General features: G+C 60.1%; 22 protein-coding genes. 10 read left to right on the top strand and 12 right to left on the bottom strand.

The features are described 5' to 3' along the window. Positions 1-9 precede the first annotated feature (9 nt). The 4 genes from ftsY (at position 10) to rpoH (ending at position 4,204) form a co-directional block, all read left to right on the top strand. Complete coding sequence (gene ftsY, locus PspS34_RS26535) at positions 10-1,542, top strand: signal recognition particle-docking protein FtsY (protein WP_150814821.1); 1,533 nt, start codon at positions 10-12, stop codon at positions 1,540-1,542. Then, entirely contained in the window at positions 1,539-2,210 is a 672-nt protein-coding gene (ftsE, locus tag PspS34_RS26530) for a cell division ATP-binding protein FtsE (protein WP_007975383.1), read from the top strand. Before ftsY ends, ftsE begins: the two co-directional genes overlap by 4 nt. Further along, the gene (gene ftsX / locus PspS34_RS26525; protein WP_057712907.1) at positions 2,207-3,229 is read left to right on the top strand and encodes a permease-like cell division protein FtsX; all 1,023 of its coding nucleotides are present in this window, start codon (positions 2,207-2,209) and stop codon (positions 3,227-3,229) included. Before ftsE ends, ftsX begins: the two co-directional genes overlap by 4 nt. 120 nt (positions 3,230-3,349) lie before the next feature. Further along, entirely contained in the window at positions 3,350-4,204 is an 855-nt protein-coding gene (gene rpoH, locus PspS34_RS26520; protein ID WP_007975386.1) for an RNA polymerase sigma factor RpoH, read from the top strand. A 202-nt stretch (positions 4,205-4,406) separates the two neighbouring features. Here the strand turns inward: rpoH and mtgA are convergent, their stop codons facing one another. Then, on the bottom strand, positions 4,407-5,129 hold the full coding sequence (gene mtgA, locus PspS34_RS26515; RefSeq protein WP_154860964.1) for a monofunctional biosynthetic peptidoglycan transglycosylase: 723 nt from the start codon (positions 5,127-5,129) through the stop codon (positions 4,407-4,409). A gap of 74 nt (positions 5,130-5,203) precedes the next feature. On the opposite strand from mtgA, the gene PspS34_RS26510 reads away from it, so the two are divergent. The 4 genes from PspS34_RS26510 to trmB all read left to right on the top strand — a co-directional run bounded on the left by PspS34_RS26510 (position 5,204) and on the right by trmB (position 7,446). Continuing rightward, positions 5,204-5,584 carry a DUF423 domain-containing protein gene (locus tag PspS34_RS26510; RefSeq protein ID WP_057712909.1) on the top strand — a complete coding sequence of 127 codons (381 nt, stop codon included), beginning with the start codon at positions 5,204-5,206 and terminating at the stop codon, positions 5,582-5,584. Positions 5,585-5,655: 71 nt separating this feature from the next. Then, entirely contained in the window at positions 5,656-5,856 is a 201-nt protein-coding gene (gene thiS, locus PspS34_RS26505; protein ID WP_007953386.1) for a sulfur carrier protein ThiS, read from the top strand. 60 nt (positions 5,857-5,916) lie between these two features. Then, entirely contained in the window at positions 5,917-6,711 is a 795-nt protein-coding gene (locus PspS34_RS26500) for a thiazole synthase (RefSeq protein WP_007975390.1), read from the top strand. Positions 6,712-6,720: 9 nt separating this feature from the next. Then, positions 6,721-7,446 (top strand): tRNA (guanosine(46)-N7)-methyltransferase TrmB, encoded by a 726-nt coding sequence (trmB, locus tag PspS34_RS26495; protein WP_057712910.1) that lies wholly within the window; start codon positions 6,721-6,723, stop codon positions 7,444-7,446. 131 nt (positions 7,447-7,577) lie between these two features. Here trmB and PspS34_RS26490 read toward each other — a convergent pair whose 3' ends face one another. From PspS34_RS26490 to PspS34_RS26445, 10 genes are all read right to left on the bottom strand, one after another. Further along, on the bottom strand, positions 7,578-7,901 hold the full coding sequence (locus PspS34_RS26490) for a DUF3392 domain-containing protein (protein ID WP_102670623.1): 324 nt from the start codon (positions 7,899-7,901) through the stop codon (positions 7,578-7,580). A gap of 9 nt (positions 7,902-7,910) precedes the next feature. Next, positions 7,911-9,116 carry a radical SAM family heme chaperone HemW gene (hemW, locus tag PspS34_RS26485; RefSeq protein WP_154860965.1) on the bottom strand — a complete coding sequence of 402 codons (1,206 nt, stop codon included), beginning with the start codon at positions 9,114-9,116 and terminating at the stop codon, positions 7,911-7,913. Further along, complete coding sequence (gene rdgB / locus PspS34_RS26480; protein WP_154860966.1) at positions 9,113-9,709, bottom strand: RdgB/HAM1 family non-canonical purine NTP pyrophosphatase; 597 nt, start codon at positions 9,707-9,709, stop codon at positions 9,113-9,115. Before rdgB ends, hemW begins: the two co-directional genes overlap by 4 nt. Next, positions 9,706-10,140, bottom strand: coding sequence for a DUF4426 domain-containing protein (locus PspS34_RS26475; RefSeq protein ID WP_057712913.1), 435 nt, complete (start codon positions 10,138-10,140; stop codon positions 9,706-9,708). The genes rdgB and PspS34_RS26475 overlap by 4 nt, the downstream gene beginning before the upstream one ends. A 26-nt stretch (positions 10,141-10,166) precedes the next feature. Then, positions 10,167-10,787, bottom strand: a complete 621-nt coding sequence (gene metW / locus PspS34_RS26470) for a methionine biosynthesis protein MetW (protein ID WP_056726485.1) — start codon at positions 10,785-10,787, stop codon at positions 10,167-10,169. A gap of 7 nt (positions 10,788-10,794) precedes the next feature. Beyond that, positions 10,795-11,934, bottom strand: coding sequence for a homoserine O-acetyltransferase (locus PspS34_RS26465; protein WP_008046479.1), 1,140 nt, complete (start codon positions 11,932-11,934; stop codon positions 10,795-10,797). Positions 11,935-12,115: 181 nt separating this feature from the next. Further along, positions 12,116-12,412 carry a DUF167 domain-containing protein gene (locus PspS34_RS26460; RefSeq protein WP_090451949.1) on the bottom strand — a complete coding sequence of 99 codons (297 nt, stop codon included), beginning with the start codon at positions 12,410-12,412 and terminating at the stop codon, positions 12,116-12,118. 4 nt (positions 12,413-12,416) lie between these two features. Continuing rightward, positions 12,417-13,007, bottom strand: a complete 591-nt coding sequence (locus PspS34_RS26455; RefSeq protein ID WP_057712914.1) for a YggT family protein — start codon at positions 13,005-13,007, stop codon at positions 12,417-12,419. Between the two features lie 10 nt (positions 13,008-13,017). Beyond that, entirely contained in the window at positions 13,018-13,836 is an 819-nt protein-coding gene (gene proC, locus PspS34_RS26450; RefSeq protein ID WP_090451947.1) for a pyrroline-5-carboxylate reductase, read from the bottom strand. A 35-nt stretch (positions 13,837-13,871) separates the two neighbouring features. After that, a complete protein-coding gene (locus tag PspS34_RS26445) occupies positions 13,872-14,558 on the bottom strand; it encodes a YggS family pyridoxal phosphate-dependent enzyme (RefSeq protein ID WP_057712916.1) in 687 nt (228 codons plus the stop codon). A 56-nt stretch (positions 14,559-14,614) separates the two neighbouring features. Between PspS34_RS26445 and PspS34_RS26440 the strand changes: the two genes are divergently transcribed. After that, positions 14,615-15,649: a type IV pilus twitching motility protein PilT gene (locus PspS34_RS26440; protein WP_154860967.1), complete on the top strand. Its 1,035-nt coding sequence runs from the start codon at positions 14,615-14,617 to the stop codon at positions 15,647-15,649. A 131-nt stretch (positions 15,650-15,780) separates the two neighbouring features. On the opposite strand, the gene PspS34_RS26435 is transcribed toward PspS34_RS26440, so the two are convergent. Beyond that, on the bottom strand, positions 15,781-16,401 hold the full coding sequence (locus tag PspS34_RS26435) for a C40 family peptidase (RefSeq protein ID WP_057712918.1): 621 nt from the start codon (positions 16,399-16,401) through the stop codon (positions 15,781-15,783). Between the two features lie 251 nt (positions 16,402-16,652). Between PspS34_RS26435 and PspS34_RS26430 the strand changes: the two genes are divergently transcribed. Further along, a complete protein-coding gene (locus PspS34_RS26430) occupies positions 16,653-17,081 on the top strand; it encodes an NINE protein (protein ID WP_090451942.1) in 429 nt (142 codons plus the stop codon). Positions 17,082-17,191: the final 110 nt, after the last annotated feature.

Genomic DNA, 17,191 nt, shown 5'->3' with positions numbered 1-17,191 from the left:
CCGTCCTCCATGTTTGGTTCCAACGACGACAAGAAGACCCCAGCTGCGGCTGGCGAGAAGAAAAGCCTGTTCGGATGGCTGCGCAAAAAGCCGCAGGAACCCGTCGTCGAACAGCCACAAGCCATTCCTGAACCTGCGCCGACGCCGGTCCCGGTAATAGAAGAAACGCCCGCGCCGGTTGTTCTGCCGATTGCCGAGCCGTCGCTGCAACCCAAGGTTGAAGCCGTTCCCCAGCCAGTCAGCGAAATCGTCACCGAACAGCCTCCGGTCCCGACGGCCGAACCGTGGTTGACCCTGCCAGTAGCCGAAGAACCCGTGGCATTGGTCGAAAATGACCTGGCTCCTCACGTGACACCACCGATTCCGGCTCCGGCAGCGTTTACGCCTGCACCGGTTCACGCGCCTGTGGTCGAACCGATTGTTCAGCCAGTCGTCGTGGCCGAGCCTGTGCCCGTTGTCAGTCAGCCAGAGGTTCCGGTATTCGTTGCTCCGGTTGCTCCGGTTGCTCCGGTTGCTCCGGTTGCTCAAGCACCGGCACCCGCTCCGATTCCTGAGCCGATCGCGGCGCCCGTCGAAGCCCCGGTCGAGCCGGTACGCACCGAAGAAACCAAAGCCGGTTTCTTCGCCCGCCTCAAGCAGGGCCTGTCCAAGACCAGCGCCAGTATCGGCGAAGGCATGGCCAGCCTGTTCCTGGGCAAAAAGGTCATTGATGACGAGTTGCTCGAAGACCTCGAAACCCGTTTGCTGACCGCCGACGTGGGCGTCGAAGCCACCTCGGTGATCATTCAGCGCCTGACGCAGAAGGTTGCGCGCAAGGAGCTGGCCGATGCCGATGCCCTGTACAAATCCCTGCAAGCCGAGCTGGCAGCGATGCTCAAGCCTGTCGAGCAGCCGCTGAAAATCGCCTCGCAAAACAAGCCGTTCGTGATTCTGGTCGTCGGCGTCAACGGTGCCGGCAAGACCACCACCATCGGCAAACTGGCGAAGAAACTGCAGCTGGAAGGCAAGAAAGTCATGCTCGCCGCCGGCGACACCTTCCGTGCCGCAGCAGTGGAGCAATTGCAGGTATGGGGTGAGCGCAACAAGATCCCGGTGATCGCGCAGCACACTGGTGCCGACTCGGCCTCGGTGATCTTCGACGCCGTGCAGGCCGCCAAGGCCCGTGGCATCGATGTGCTGATCGCCGACACCGCCGGCCGCCTGCACACCAAAGACAACCTGATGGAAGAGCTGAAAAAGGTTCGCCGGGTGATTGGCAAGCTCGACGCTGACGCACCTCACGAAGTGCTGTTGGTGCTTGACGCCGGTACCGGCCAGAACGCCATCAACCAGGCCAAGCAATTCAACCAGACCGTCGAACTGACCGGCCTGGCGCTGACCAAACTCGACGGCACCGCCAAAGGCGGGGTGATTTTCGCCCTGGCCAAGCAATTCGGCCTGCCGATCCGCTACATTGGCGTCGGCGAAGGCATCGACGATTTGCGTACCTTTGAAGCAGAACCCTTTGTCCAGGCATTGTTTGCCGAGCGGGAGCGTTCATGATTCGTTTCGAACAGGTCGGTAAGCGCTACCCGAACGGTCACGTCGGCTTGCATGAGCTGAGCTTTCGAGTCCGTCGTGGCGAGTTCTTGTTTGTCACCGGTCATTCCGGCGCCGGTAAATCCACGCTGTTGCGCCTGTTGCTGGCGATGGAACGCCCGACCAGCGGCAAGTTGCTGCTCGCCGGGCAAGACCTGAGCACCATCAGCAACGCGCAGATTCCTTTCTTGCGTCGGCAGATCGGCGTGGTGTTCCAGAATCACCAGTTGCTGTTCGATCGCACGGTGTTCAATAACGTCGCGTTGCCTTTGCAGATCCTGGGGCTGTCCAAGGCCGAGATCGCCAAGCGCGTGGACTCGGCACTGGAGCGCGTGGCGCTGTCGGATAAAACCGATCTGTACCCGGGTGACCTGTCCACCGGTCAGCAGCAGCGCGTCGGCATCGCCCGCGCCATCGTTCATCGTCCGGCCTTGCTGCTGGCGGATGAGCCGACCGGTAACCTCGACCCGCGCCTGGCCGCCGAGATCATGGGTGTGTTCGAAGACATCAATCGCCTGGGGACCAGCGTGCTGATCGCCAGTCACGACCTGGCCCTGATCGCCCGCATGCGCCATCGCATGCTGACCTTGCAGCGCGGTCGATTGATCGGTGACGGGGAGGCTGCGGTATGAGTGCAACACGTAGCCCCAAGGTTTCCGAGCGTGTGGCCCCGAAGGCCGCCGATCCGCAGCCGCAAAAGAAAAAACACGACGATGACGACGGGCCGGACTTTGCCACGTTGTTCCGCGCCTGGATCGAAAGTCATCGCGCCAGTCTGGTGGACAGCCTGCGCCGCCTGGGCAAGCAGCCTATCGGCAGTTTTTTCACCTGCATGGTGATGGCGGTAGCACTGAGTTTGCCCATGGGGCTGTCACTTTTGCTAAGTAACGTCGAGCGTCTGGGTGGTTCCTGGCAGCGTGCGGCGCAGATTTCCCTGTATCTGGATCTTGAGGCTAAGCCGGCCGAAGGCGAAGCGCTGCGCGATCAGATCAAGGGCATGCCTGGCGTCGCCGAGGCCGAATACGTTGGCCGGGATCAGGCGCTGGAAGAGTTCCAGCAACAGTCCGGGCTGGGCGAGGCGCTCAAGGAGTTGCCGGAGAACCCGCTGCCGGGCGTGGTCCTGGTGACGCCGACTGAAGTCGACAAGCCGGCCCTTGAAGCATTAAGACAAAAACTATCCGAGCTGCCGAAGGTACAACAGGCGCAACTTGATTTAGTCTGGGTCGAGCGTCTGGCAGCCATCCTCAAGCTGGGTGACCGTTTTGTCTTCGGTCTGACCGTGCTTCTGGTTTCTGCATTACTTTTGGTGATAGGCAATACCATTCGTCTTCATATTGAAAACCGCCGCACAGAGATAGAAGTGATTAAACTGGTCGGCGGCACTGACAGCTATGTGCGCAGGCCCTTTCTGTATATGGGTGCGCTGTATGGCTTCGGTGCGGGGATTCTGTCCTGGGGCGTTCTGGCGTTCGGCCTTGATTGGCTGAACGACGCGGTGGTGGGGCTGGCCGGTTTGTACGGCAGTGATTTTGCGCTGGCTGGAGTGCCAGTTGCCGACGGTCTGTCTCTCTTGCTTGGCGCGGTGCTGTTGGGGTATATCGGTGCATGGATTGCAGTCGCACGCCACCTGAGGGAGCTTGCGCCTAAGTAGTATCATTTTGCTCGTATTGACCTTTCAGCGTTTTTGGGTTTTAGGGAACTTGTCTTTCGGTTTCCGGTCAATTTTCGCAGTGCTGAACTGCACGAGTTTGTAAGTCGGAGGTTTTTTCGTATGACCAATTCTTTGCAACCTGCATATGCTCTGGTCCCGGGTGCGAACCTGGAGGCCTATGTGCACACCGTCAACAGCATTCCACTGCTGTCGCCGGAGCAGGAGCGTGAACTGGCCGAGAGTCTCTATTATGAGCAGGATTTGGGGGCGGCTCGGCAGATGGTGCTCGCCCACCTGCGGTTTGTCGTACATATCGCCCGTAGCTATTCCGGCTACGGCCTGGCTCAGGCTGACCTGATCCAGGAAGGCAACGTCGGCCTGATGAAGGCCGTGAAGCGCTTCAACCCGGAAATGGGCGTGCGCCTGGTGTCCTTTGCCGTGCACTGGATCAAGGCGGAAATCCACGAGTTCATCCTGCGCAACTGGCGCATCGTGAAAGTCGCGACCACCAAGGCTCAGCGCAAGTTGTTTTTCAACCTGCGCAGCCAGAAGAAGCGTCTGGCCTGGCTGAACAACGAAGAAGTCCATCGCGTAGCGGAAAGCCTGGGTGTAGAGCCTCGGGAAGTACGCGAGATGGAAAGCCGCCTGACCGGCCATGACATGGCCTTCGACCCGGCTGCCGAAGCGGACGACGACAGTGCATTCCAGTCGCCGGCCAACTATCTGGAAGACCACCGGTACGATCCGGCCCGTCAACTGGAAGATGCCGACTGGAGCGACAACTCCAACCACAACCTACACGAAGCGCTGGAAGTGCTGGACGACCGCAGCCGTGACATCCTCTACCAGCGCTGGCTGGCGGAAGAAAAAGCCACGCTGCACGACCTGGCGCAGAAGTACAACGTGTCGGCCGAGCGTATTCGTCAGCTTGAGAAAAGCGCGATGAACAAGCTCAAGTTGTCGATCGCTGCGTAACTGGCGAGCAGGCAATAAAAAACGCCCCGATCATTGATCGGGGCGTTTTTGTTTGTGCCTACTAATCCTGATTCGCGCCCCAATCCCTGTAGGAGCGAGCCTGCTCGCGATGGTCGTGAACGATAACGCGTAAAGCCAGATGCCCAACGGTGCCCTTGGGTTTTTCGCGAGCGGGCTCGCTCCTACAGGGGAAGGTGTCGTTTTATTGAGACCAAGGCGCGCGGCGTGAATCATTGAGCCCCACCAGATAGCTGTCCCCGCCCAGTTGGCTCATCTGCCGTCGTATCCAGCCTGCACGTCGCGCCACGTAAGCGGTCGGATGGCTCGCACTCCACACGCGAGGGTTGGGCAGCACGGCGGCCAACAAACTCGATTGCTGACGACTGAGGTTCCTGGCGCTCACGCCAAAGTGATGCCGGGCCGCCGCTTCGGCGCCAAACACGCCGTCATCCCACTCGACACTGTTGAGGTACACCTCAAGAATCCGTTGCTTGGGCCAGAACACTTCGATCAGTCCGGTGAACCAGGCTTCCAGGCCTTTGCGCAGCCAGCTGCGGCCAGACCACAGGAACAGGTTTTTCGAGACTTGCTGGCTGAGGGTACTGGCGCCACGGATCGAACCGCCGCGCTCGTTATGGGCAAACGCCGCCTGAATCGCGCCGATATCGAAGCCCCAGTGCTCCGGGAATTTCTGGTCTTCGCCGGCAATCACCGCGACTTTCAGGTCATCGGAGATTTCGTCCCAGGGTTTCCAGGTCCGTTGCAGGTCGATGGGTTCGCCGTCAAACCAGGATTCGATCTTGCGCTCGACCATCAGCGTCGTCCCCGGTGGCGGCACCACGCGAAAGATCAGCACCAGCAATACGCTGCCACCCATGAACCAGAGCACGGCCTTGGAGAAATGACGGAAATAGATACGCAGCATAGAGATGGCTTGGCCGAACCCGTTGAGCGGGCCATTATACAGACCCTTTGGATCGAAACTGACTGGAGTTCTGCATGCTGCGTGGCTTTCTGATGCTGGCCGCTTTTTTCGGCTTCACCGGTGTCGGCCTCGGGGCCTTTGCCGCCCATGGCCTGAAAAACCGTCTGACACCTGAATATCTGACGATTTTTCATACCGGCGTCACTTACCAACTGGTGCACACCCTGGCGCTGCTGGGCGTGGCGCTGCTGGCCACGCAGATTCCCGGCCGTTTGCTCACGTGGGCCGGCGCATCCTTTGCCATCGGCATCCTGCTGTTCTCCGGCAGCCTGTACGTGCTCACGCTGACCGGTATCAGCAAGCTAGGCATCGTCACCCCGTTCGGCGGCCTGGCCTTCCTCGCGGGCTGGCTCTGCCTGGGCCTCGCCGCCTGGCGCTTGCCGCTGACCACTTGACGCTTATTGCTGACCTTTAGGTCACGATCGGGCTAGAATGCCAGCCCCTAAAAATGATGGCGGCATCCGGCATGCGCATTCAGTTGAACGGCGAATCCTTTGAACTGCCCGACGGTGAAACCGTTGCGGCCCTGCTGACCCGTCTGGACCTGACCGGACGCCGGGTGGCGGTCGAACTCAATCTGGATATCGTCCCGCGCAGTCAGCACGCAGACACCACGTTGAACGACGGCGACAACGTCGAAGTGGTGCACGCCATCGGCGGCGGCTAGCAGCCTCGCCCCAGTGGCCACAGAATTCTGCAAGTACCTCACCCCTACAGAGGATTTCCCATGAGCATCGTTCGCAGCGACAAGCCTTTCGTCCTGGCCGGTCGTACTTACCAGTCGCGTTTGCTGGTCGGTACCGGCAAGTACCGTGACATGGAAGAAACCCGCCTGGCCATCGAAGCCTCGGGTGCCGAGATCGTCACCTTCGCCGTGCGCCGCACCAACCTTGGCCAGATCGAGGGCGAGCCGAACCTGCTCGAAGTGCTGTCGCCGGATCGCTACACCTTCCTGCCGAACACCGCCGGTTGCTATGACGCTATCGAGGCTGTGCGCACCTGCCGCCTGGCTCGTGAGCTGCTCGATGGCCACAACCTGGTCAAGCTGGAAGTGCTGGCGGATCAGAAAACCCTGTTCCCCAACGTGATCGAAACCCTGAAGGCCGCCGAAACGCTGGTCAAGGAAGGCTTCGACGTGATGGTCTACACCAGTGATGATCCGATCATCGCCCGTCAGTTGGCGGAAATCGGTTGCATCGCGGTGATGCCGCTGGCCGGTCTGATCGGCTCCGGTTTGGGGATCTGCAATCCATATAACCTGCAGATCATCCTCGAAGAAGCCAAGATCCCGGTGCTGGTGGATGCCGGTGTCGGTACCGCTTCCGACGCCACTATCGCCATGGAACTGGGTTGTGATGCGGTGCTGATGAACTCGGCCATCGCCCACGCCCAGCAGCCGGTCATGATGGCCGAAGCCATGAAACACGCGATCGTCGCAGGCCGCCTGGCCTACCTCGCCGGCCGTATGCCGAAAAAACTCTATGCCAGCGCCTCTTCGCCGCTGGATGGTCTGATCAAGTAAGAGCCATTGATGACTGAATCGAACGACACGCCTATCCAGACGGAAGAAGGCGACGAGCGCCAACACCGCCGCATCAAGAGTTTCGTGATGCGCGCCGGGCGCATGACCGAAGGCCAGCAAAAGGGCCTGGAGCAGGGCACTCCGCTGTTCGTGCTGCCGCTGGCCGACGCGCCGGTGGATTTCGACCAGGTGTTCGGTCGCTCGGCACCGCGCTCGCTGGAAATCGGTTTCGGCATGGGCCATTCGCTGCTGGAAATGGCAGCGGCTGCGCCGGATCAGGATTTCATAGGCGTTGAGGTTCACCGTCCGGGTGTCGGAGCGCTGCTCAATGGCGTGCTGACACAAGGCCTGACCAACCTGCGGGTCTACGATTGCGATGCGATCGAAGTGCTCAACCGCTGCGTGGCCGATAACAGCCTCGATCGCCTGATGCTGTTTTTCCCGGACCCGTGGCACAAGAGCCGTCACCACAAGCGTCGTATCGTTCAGGCGTCCTTCGCTGAGTTGGTGCGCAGCAAGTTGAAGGTTGGGGGCATTCTGCACATGGCCACCGACTGGGAACCGTACGCCGAATACATGCTGGAAGTGATGAACGTTGCGCCGGGTTACCGCAACCTCGCCGAAGACGGCAAGTGCGTACCACGCCCGGCCGAGCGCCCGATCACCAAGTTCGAACGCCGTGGCGAGCGTCTTGGGCATGGGGTGTGGGATCTGAAGTTCGAGAAGCTGGCTTAACACTTACACGGTAAAAAATGTGGGAGCGGGCTTGCTCGCGAAGGCGTCGTGTCAGTCGACATTAATGTTGTCTGATACACCGCTTTCGCGAGCAAGCCCGCTCCCACAGTTGTTTTAGGGTGTGGCTGAGATCAGCGGCGGTCAGCGACCACGCCAATCAACACCAGCACCACCAACAACACCGGCGCCAGGCTGTAGTTGTTGAACTGGCTCAAGCCGCGCACGACCCAGGGCGTGGCATAGATCAGTGCCGCACCGCTACCAACCATGCACAGCAGTGACATCAGCGGTACGCGCAAGGCGCCGGCGATGCTGCCCAGGCGTTGCTCGACCCAGCCTTTGAAATCCGCACCAAACAGCACCAGCAGGCAGCCCACCAGGGCCAGGGCGATTTCCGAGAGGTTGCTGCGGCTCCAGCGAGACACAGTGGCAAGCAGGTCGAGTACCAAATCCATTCGATTTCCTTATGTCAGAAATTTCTGCAGCAAGTCGTTGAGGAAGAGTTGTCCGCGCTCTGTGGCTACAAGACGTGAAGGTTCGACCTGCAACAGGCCGCTTTGTTCGGCTTCACGGCGGCCTTCAGCGAGGCTTTCCAGCGTCATGCCGGTACGTTCCGGGTACAGCCGTGATTCGACGCCTTCAGTCAGGCGCAGCGCGTTCATCAGGAACTCGAACGGCATCTCTTCATTGGTCAGCGCTTTCTCGCCGGCCTTAAAGCTTTTCGCCGGATTCAGGTAATCCTTGGGCAGGCGGGTCTTCCAGGTGCGAATGATGCGCCCGTCCGGATGGCTGAGCTTGCCATGGGCGCCGGCGCCGATGCCAATGAAGTCGCCAAAACTCCAGTAATTGAGGTTGTGGCGCGCCGGGCGACCGGGCAGGGCATAGGCCGAGACTTCGTATTGCGCGTAACCATGTTCAGCCAGCAGTGCTTGCCCTGCCTCCTGAATGTCCCACAGCGTGTCGTCTTCCGGCAGAGTCGGTGGCTGGTTCCAGAATACTGTGTTCGGTTCCAGGGTCAGTTGATACCACGACAGGTGAGTCGGTTTCAGGGCGATGGCTGTGCGCAGGTCGGCCAAGGCATCGTCCAGGGACTGATTCGGCAAGCCATGCATCAAGTCCAGGTTGAAGTTGTCGAACCCGGCCTGCCGCGCCATACCGGCGGCGCGTACGGCTTCGTCACCGTTGTGAATCCGTCCCAGGGCCTCGAGCTTTTCTTGCTGAAAGCTCTGAATACCGATCGACAGGCGATTGATCCCCAGTTTCCGGTACGCCACGAACTTGTCTTGCTCGAACGTCCCCGGATTGGCTTCCAGCGTGATTTCGATGTCGCTGGCAAACGGAATGCGCTGTTCGACGCCTTTGAGCAAGCGACCCAGCGAATCAGCGCTGAACAGGCTTGGCGTGCCGCCACCAAAGAAAATCGAGCTCAGCTCACGACCATAAACGGCGTGCAGGTCCTGATCGAGATCGGCGAGCAATGCGTCGACGTACTCTTCTTCCGGCAGCACGGGGCTGGCGGTGTGGGAGTTGAAGTCGCAATAAGGGCATTTGCGCACGCACCACGGGATGTGGATATACAGCGCCAGCGGCGGCAGCACTGGCAGGGCCGCCCGAGGCGATAGAGCATCGCCGCCGAAGATCAGCGGCGAAGCGGATGATTCACGGGTCATTTCAAGCCCAGACGCTGGCGCAGCAGATCCATTGCACGGGCGCGGTGGCTGATCTGGTTCTTGTCGCCTGGGTTCAGTTCGGCGCTGGAGCAATCGCGCTCCGGCACCCAGAACAGCGGGTCGTAGCCAAAACCGTGTTCGCCGCTGGCCTGGGTCAGGATTCGCCCGTGCCACAAACCTTCGCAGAGGATCGGCAACGGATCATCGGCGTGGCGCACCAGTGCCAGCACGCATACGAACTGCGCGCCACGTTCGGCTTCAGGCACGTCTTTCAACACGTCGAGCAGCTTGGCGTTGTTCGCCGCATCGCCCTTGCCATCGGCATAACGCGCCGAGTAGATACCGGGCGCGCCGCCAAGGAAATCCACCGCCAGCCCGGAATCGTCGGCCAGCGCCGGCAGGCCGGAAATGCGCGCGGCATTGCGGGCCTTGAGGATGGCGTTCTCGACGAACGATAAACCAGTCTCTTCGGGCTCGACGCTGCTGAACTCGCCGATCGAGCGCAGGTGCACCGACTCGCCGAGCATGGCCTGGAGTTCCTTGAGTTTGCCGGCGTTATGGCTGGCCAGTACGAGTTGCGTGAAGTTGATCATTGGCCAGGGAAGAGCTCTTGGTTGAAATTGATGGTGTTGATCTTGTCGCCGGTCTGCACCTTGATGTTGAAGGTGCGGATTTCCTGCTGCGGTACCGGGTATTGGGCGATGTAGTAAATCGCTCCTTGCTCGGTGACCTGCTTGAAGTTCAGTGTGTAGCTTTGGCTGGTCAGGTCTTTGACGGTGCCGCTGACGTCGGCCGCCATCGGCGTGCCGGCCTTGATCACCGAAATGTTGATCACACCCTGATCCTTGCTGCGGGTCAGCTGGGCAGCCTTGGCAACGTCCGGTAGCAGGTAGGTGGAGTTGAAGGTGTTGTAGTGCACCGTCACGTCACCGAAGGTTTCCTTGCGTTCGCTCTTGATGGCGTCGGCGGCCATGGCGGTGACGCTCAGGCAGGCAGTGAGTAGAAACAACGCTAGACGACCCATGATCGTTCTCCTTGAAGTAGGGTGGATCAGACCGCGACCTTGTGGTCGGAAAGTCCCGGACTGCTGACGCGGTAGATACCGATCTCACCTAACAGATTAGGCCATAGCTTGCTGGCCCACCCGTGCCGATGCTGTTGATCCACGGCCAGCCGATCAATGACCTTCGCTTCACGTTCGCGACACAAGGCTTCAAAGTCGGCGAAGGTGCAGAAGTGAATGTTCGGAGTGTTGTACCAGGTGTACGGCAGGAACTCGGAAACCGGCATGCGGCCCTTGCTCGCCAGGTACCAGCGGCACCGCCAGTGGCCGAAGTTGGGGAAGGTGATGATGCACTGGCGACCGACGCGCAGCATTTCCTCGAGGATCCTGTCCGGGTAGTGCACCGCTTGCAGCGCCTGGGTCATGACCACGACATCGAAACTGTTGCTGGCAAAGTTGCCCAGGCCCTTGTCCAGGTCCTGTTCGATGACGTTGATGCCCTTGGCCACGCACTCGGCGATATTGTCGGCGTCGTTTTCCAGGCCATAACCGGTGACTTGCTTGTTATCGCGCAGCCAGGTCAGCAGTTCGCCATCGCCGCACCCGAGGTCGAGCACGCGGCTGCCGGCGGGGATCCATTCCTGGATGATTTCCAGATCAGCTCTCATGGCTTTCTCACAACGTAATGCGGTTCATGTAATTGCCGAATGCCTGCAGGTAGCGCGGGATCGGAATCAGGAAGGCGTCGTGGCCTTGCGGAGCGTCGATCTCGAGGTAACAGACGTCCTTGCGCGCGGCCATCAGTGCGTCCACCAGTTCCCGCGAGCGGGCAGGGGAGAAGCGCCAGTCGGTGGTGAACGACATCACGCAGAACTTGGCCTTGGCGCCTTCAAAGGTTTTTGCCAGGTTATCGTCGAAGTTCGCCGCCGGATCGAAGTAATCGAGCGCTTTGGTCATCAACAGATAGGTGTTGGCATCGAAGCGCCCGGAGAACTCTTCGCCCTGATAGCGCAGGTAGCTTTCCACCTGGAACTCGACGCTGTGGAAGTCGTAGTTGAGCTTCTCGCTCTTGAGCCCGCGGCCGAATTTCTCGCCCATGGAGTCGTCGGACAGGTAGGTGATGTGCCCGACCATCCGCGCCAGCATCAGGCCGCGCTTGGGGATCACGTTGTGTTCCTGGAACGAACCGCCGTGGAATTCCGGGTCGGTGAGGATCGCCTGGCGCGCCACTTCGTTGAACGCGATGTTCTGCGCCGACAGCTTGGGTGCCGAGGCGATGGCCAGGCAGTGACGGATGCGGTCAGGGTAAGTGATGCTCCATTGCATCGCCTGCATGCCGCCGAGGCTGCCGCCGATCACGGCCGCGAACTGGGCGATGCCGAGACGATCTGCCAGGCGCGCCTGACTGTGCACCCAGTCTTCCACGGTCAATACCGGAAAGTCGGCGCCGAACGGCTTGCCGGTGTCCGGGTTGATACTGCTCGGGCCAGTGGAGCCGTTGCAGCCGCCGAGGTTGTTCAGGCTGACCACGAAGAACTTGCTGGTGTCGATCGGCTTGCCGGGACCGATGCAGCTGTCCCACCAACCGGGTTTGCGGTCGTCGGCGCTGTGGTAGCCGGCGGCGTGGTGATGGCCGGACAGGGCGTGGCAGATCAGCACGGCGTTGCTCGCCGTGGCGTTGAGCGTGCCGTAGGTTTCGTAGATCAGGTCATAGGCCGGGAGCGAGCGACCGCAGGCCAACGCCAGGGGTTCGCTGAAGTGCGCCACTTGCGGCGTCACCAGACCAACAGAATCGGGGGGAAAGGCAGCTGGCATCGACCCTGCTCTCATTGAAATGAGGCGTAAGTCTAAAGACCGCTGGGGTTAGCGGCAAGCAACGATCGGGCCTGATTTCATTCAGCAGAACCGCGGTGCGGCCTTCGCGAGCAAGCCCGCTCCCACAGGATTGATGCGGTCCATGTGGGAGCGAGCTTGCTCGCGATGAACGATGACGCGGTCAGCCTGCGGGACGCACCAGATCAGGCAAGTCCGGCAACTTCTTCGGCGAGCAGATTCGCACCCGTTTCTGCCGGTTCAACTCGCCACTGATCAGGCTGACCTGGCTCTTGGACACGCCAAAGGCCTTGGCCAGAAACGCCATCAGATGCGCGTTGGCCTTGCCCTCGACCGGCGGCGCGGTCAGGCGGATCTTCAGGCGATCGCCGTGCAGCCCGCAGAAGTCATCACTGCGGGCTGCCGGTTGCAGGTGACACTCCAAAATCAGGTCGTCACCGTCCCAGCGAAACCAGCTCACCGGGTCAGATCAACACGCGGAGGATTTGCGGCATCATGGTCATGGCGGCGAGGTTGTTGATCACCAGCATGTCGATCAGCTTGAGTGCCAGGAACGCAAAGATCGGCGACAGATCCAGGCCGCCCAGGCTCGGCAGGAACTTGCGGAACGGCGCCAGGGCCGGTTCGCAGACGTCGTTCACCAGTTCGGCGCCCGGGTTATGGCTGCCCGGGGCGACCCAGGACAGGATCACGCTGATGATCAGGGCGAAGAAGAAAATCTTCATGAACAGCGCGGTCACGCCGATGATCGACCAGATCAGCAATTGCAGCGGGTTGCCGATGGTGCCGTAGGTCAGCAGCAGGGTCAGGGCCATCAGCGCCAGTTGCACCAGGATCGCCAGCACCAGCGAGGACATGTCCAGGCCGAACACGCTTGGGATGATCCGGCGCAGCGGCTTGAGCAGCGGCTGGGTGGCCTTGACGATGAACTGGCAGATCGGGTTGTAGAAGTTCGCCCGCACCAGTTGCAGTACGAAACGCATCAGCACGATCAGCAGGTACAGGCTGCCGAGGGTTTGCAGCACGTAGACCGCTGCGGTATTCAATCCAATCATGAAAAGCTCCTTATTGACCCAGTTGTTCGGCCATCTCGGCCGAGCGATGCGCGGCAGCGCCGAGTGCTTTTTCGACCAAGGCTTCAAAGCCATTGGCCTGGAACGACTTGATTGCAGCTTCCGTGGTGCCGGCAGGCGAGGTAACACGGCGGCGTAACTCGGCCGCGTCGACGTCGCTGGAGACTGCCATATGTGCGGCGCCCAGGGCGGTTTGCAAGGTCAGTTGCGCAGCGATGTCCGCTGGCAGGCCGAGTTTCACCCCGGCGGCGGTCATGGCCTCGATCAGCAGGAAGAAATACGCCGGGCCCGAGCCGGAAACGGCGGTGACGGCATCCAATTGCTGCTCGTCATTCAGCCATAGGGCGATGCCCACCGCGGACAGCAGTTCCTGGGCCTGCTGACGCTGTTCGGCTGACACTTCGGTTGTTGCGAACAGGCCGCTCGCACCCTGACGCACCAGCGCCGGGGTGTTGGGCATGCAGCGCACGATCGGCTGGGCGCCGAGCCAGTTGTTCATGCTGGCGCAGGTGATGCCTGCGGCAATCGAAACCACCAGTTGATGGGGCTTGAGGCTTGGGCGAATGGCTTCGCACACGGCTTTCATCGCCTGGGGTTTGACCGCTAGCACGACCACGTCGGCACCGTCGATGGCCTGGGCGTTGTCGGCAAAGGTTTCTATGCCGTGTTCAGCGCTCACGCGGGCACGGGTTTCTTCGCCCGGATCGCTGGCGCGGATCTGTGCCGCTTCCAGACCCTTGGCCCGCAGGCCGCCGATCAGACTGGCGGCCATGTTGCCGGCACCGATAAAGGCAATACGTGTCTTGCTCATGTCAGGTCCTTATAAAGAGAAGAGTCAGCCATTTTTCAAGGCTGGCCGTAGTCGCGGGCGCCAAACAGGGCGGTACCGATCCGCACCCAGGTAGCGCCTTGGGCGATGGCCGATTCGAGATCGTGGCTCATGCCCATGGAAAGTGTGTCGAGCGGCAGGTTCAGGCTGGCTTGCAGGCTTTGCACGGTAGCGAAAGCGGCATCCTGGGTGGCGCGATCTTCCGTCGGCTCGGGGATTGCCATCAACCCGCGCAGTTTCAGGCGCGGCAGGGCGCAGATGGCGTTGGCCAGGGCCGGCAGATCGGCCGGTGTGCAGCCGGACTTGCTGGCCTCGCCGCTGACATTGACCTGAATGCAGATGTTCAAGGGCGGCAAATCGGCGGGACGTTGTTCGGACAGCCGTTGTGCGATTTTCAGGCGATCCACGGAATGTACCCAGTCGAAGTGCTCGGCGATAGCGCGAGTCTTGTTCGATTGAATGGGGCCGATGAAGTGCCAGATCAAGGGCAGGTCGGCCAGTTCGAGTTGCTTGCCCAACGCTTCCTGAAGGTAGTTCTCGCCAAAGTCGCGCAGGCCGGCGGCGTAGGCTTCACGCAGGTCTTGAGCGGGTTTGGTCTTGCTCACAGCCAGCAACTGGACGCTGTTTTCGGCGCGGTTCGCGGCAAGTGTTGCAGCATGTATGCGCGAACTAACCTGAAGAATGTTGTCTGCTATGGTGGACATCAAGAGGCGCCAGCGGTCTGAAGGTTCGCGGCATTCTACTGGAATTGAGAGGCGCTATGGATATCACTGAGCTGCTGGCATTCAGCGCCAAACAGGGGGCATCCGATCTGCACTTGTCCGCCGGCCTGCCGCCAATGATTCGCGTCGACGGTGATGTGCGACGCATCAATTTGCCGGCCCTGGATCACCAACAGGTGCAGACTCTGATCCATGCCATCATGAATGACGCCCAGCGGGTGGAGTTCGAAAAACAACTGGAAACCGACTTTTCCTTTGAAGTACCCGGCGTGGCGCGTTTTCGGGTCAATGTGTTCAACCAGAACCGTGGCGCGGGCGCGGTGTTTCGCACCATCCCGGCGAAAGTGCAGAGCATGGATGAACTGGGCATGGGCGACGTGTTCCGCAAGATGACCGACGCTCCCCGTGGCCTGGTGCTGGTAACCGGCCCGACCGGTTCCGGCAAGTCCACCACGCTGGCGGCGATGATCGATTACCTCAATACCCATCGTCATCACCACATCCTCACCATCGAAGACCCCATCGAGTTCGTTCACGAGTCGCGCAAATGCCTGATCAATCAGCGTGAAGTCCATCGTGATACCCGTAGTTTCGCCACCGCCTTGCGTTCGGCACTGCGGGAAGACCCGGATGTGATCCTGGTGGGGGAGATGCGCGATCTGGAAACCATTCGCCTGGCGTTGACCGCGGCCGAAACCGGCCATCTGGTGTTCGGCACGCTGCACACCACATCGGCGGCGAAAACCATCGACCGGGTGGTCGATGTGTTTCCGGGGGACGAGAAGTCGATGGTGCGCTCGATGCTCTCCGAGTCGCTGCTGGCGGTGGTGTCCCAGACCCTGGTGAAGAAAATCGGCGGCGGACGCGTCGCGGCCCACGAGATCATGCTGGGAACATCGGCGATCCGGAACCTGATCCGCGAGGACAAGGTGGCGCAGATGTACTCGGCGATTCAGTCGGGAGGGTCGTTGGGGATGCAGACGCTGGATATGAGCTTGAAGGACCTGGTGACCAAGGGGTTGGTCAGTCGTGACCATGCGCGGGAGAAGGCGCGGTCGCCGGATAATTTTTGAGGAGGATTTGAGGTGCTTTCAAGGGCCTCTTCGCGAGCAAGCCCGCTCCCACATGGACTGCATCAATCCTGTGGGAGCGAGCTTGCTCGCGATGGGGTCATCATGTTCGATGCGGATTCAGGGCGCTGAAATCAGCGCTGAACAACCCGCAACGCATTCTGTTCTTTCGGCAGAACCCGCTTGGCAACCACGTAGTGGTTTTCCCAGTACGGTTTCTTCAAAGTGTCGATGGACACCGACTTGCCACGACGTGGTGCGTGGATGAAGCGGTCGTTACCCAGGTAAATGGCAACGTGATTGACCCGACGACTCTTGATGTTGAAGAAAATCAGGTCGCCCGGCTTCAGGTCGTTGCGATCGACTTTCTCCCCATGACCGCTGGCCATGGCGTTGGAGGTGCGTGGCAGGTCGAACGTGGCGTCGTTGAACGCGTATTTCACCAGGCCGCTGCAATCGAAGCCTTTGCTTGGGCTGCTGCCGCCCCAACGATAAGGGGTACCGAGGACGTTCACGGCGCGGCTAAGCACGTCGCTGCTTTCCTTGGTGCCCATCGGTGGAACCAGGCCGCTTTTGCTGCTGGCCAGGCTTGGAGCATATTTAGCGGATTTCTTGTCTTTGCTCGAAGGAGCAGAGGCATGGGATTTTGGGGTGTAACCATTAACGTTTGGAAGACGTTGCTCACGATTGGTGGCGTGGGCGGCCAGTGGCATCAAAAGGCAAATGGTTAGCCATGTCTTGAAAAATGAACGCATTAGGCAAGGCTCTTAATAGGTTAGCGCGCAACTTTATAACAGCTTTTTTGCCGCTTCCGAGGCCGTTGGTCGATTCAATCCGGGGGGCAATGGTGGCAAAAAAGCGGCAAAATGGTGCAATTGTCGGACAGGAGTCCGGTGTTACAAGGCTTTGACGGGAGTGAAGGTAGCACTTGCCATACGTCGGGTGCCTGTAAAAAAGTCACAAAGAATTAAAGAATATTTATCTATCGTATGAATCGAGGTCATTCATGAACCCCTATCAACAGGCTGTCCAGCAGCAAGACACCCACAGCAAAGTGATCGGTTACCTGCTGTGGATTTTCGGTTTTACCGGGGCTCACCGCTTCTATTACGGCAAGCCGGTGACCGGGACGATCTGGTTCTTCACCTTCGGCTTGCTGGGGATCGGTTGGCTGATCGACCTTTTCCTGATCCCGTCCATGGACCGTGAAGCGGACCTGCGGTTCACCGCAGGCCCCGTCGAATACAACGTGGCGTGGATCCTGCTGACGTTTCTCGGGGTGTTCGGCGTGCACCGGATGTATCAGGGGAAATGGATCAGCGGGTTGCTGTACCTGTTGACGGGCGGGTTGTTCTTTCTCGGGGTGCTGTATGACTTCTGGACGTTGAATGACCAGGTTTCTGTGCGTAATGCGCAGAATAGAGGCGCCTTCTAAATCGTCTTCGCGAGCAAGCCCGCTCCCACATTTGATCTTTGGTGTTCACAAATACTGTGTTCATCGCAGAACCAATGTGGGAGCGGGCTTGCTCGCGAATGCAGGCGACG

It is taken from the genome of Pseudomonas sp. S34, from assembly GCF_009866745.1.
In the GTDB taxonomy this organism is placed as follows: domain Bacteria; phylum Pseudomonadota; class Gammaproteobacteria; order Pseudomonadales; family Pseudomonadaceae; genus Aquipseudomonas; species Aquipseudomonas jessenii.
This window is presented reverse-complemented; position numbering and strand designations above follow the sequence as displayed.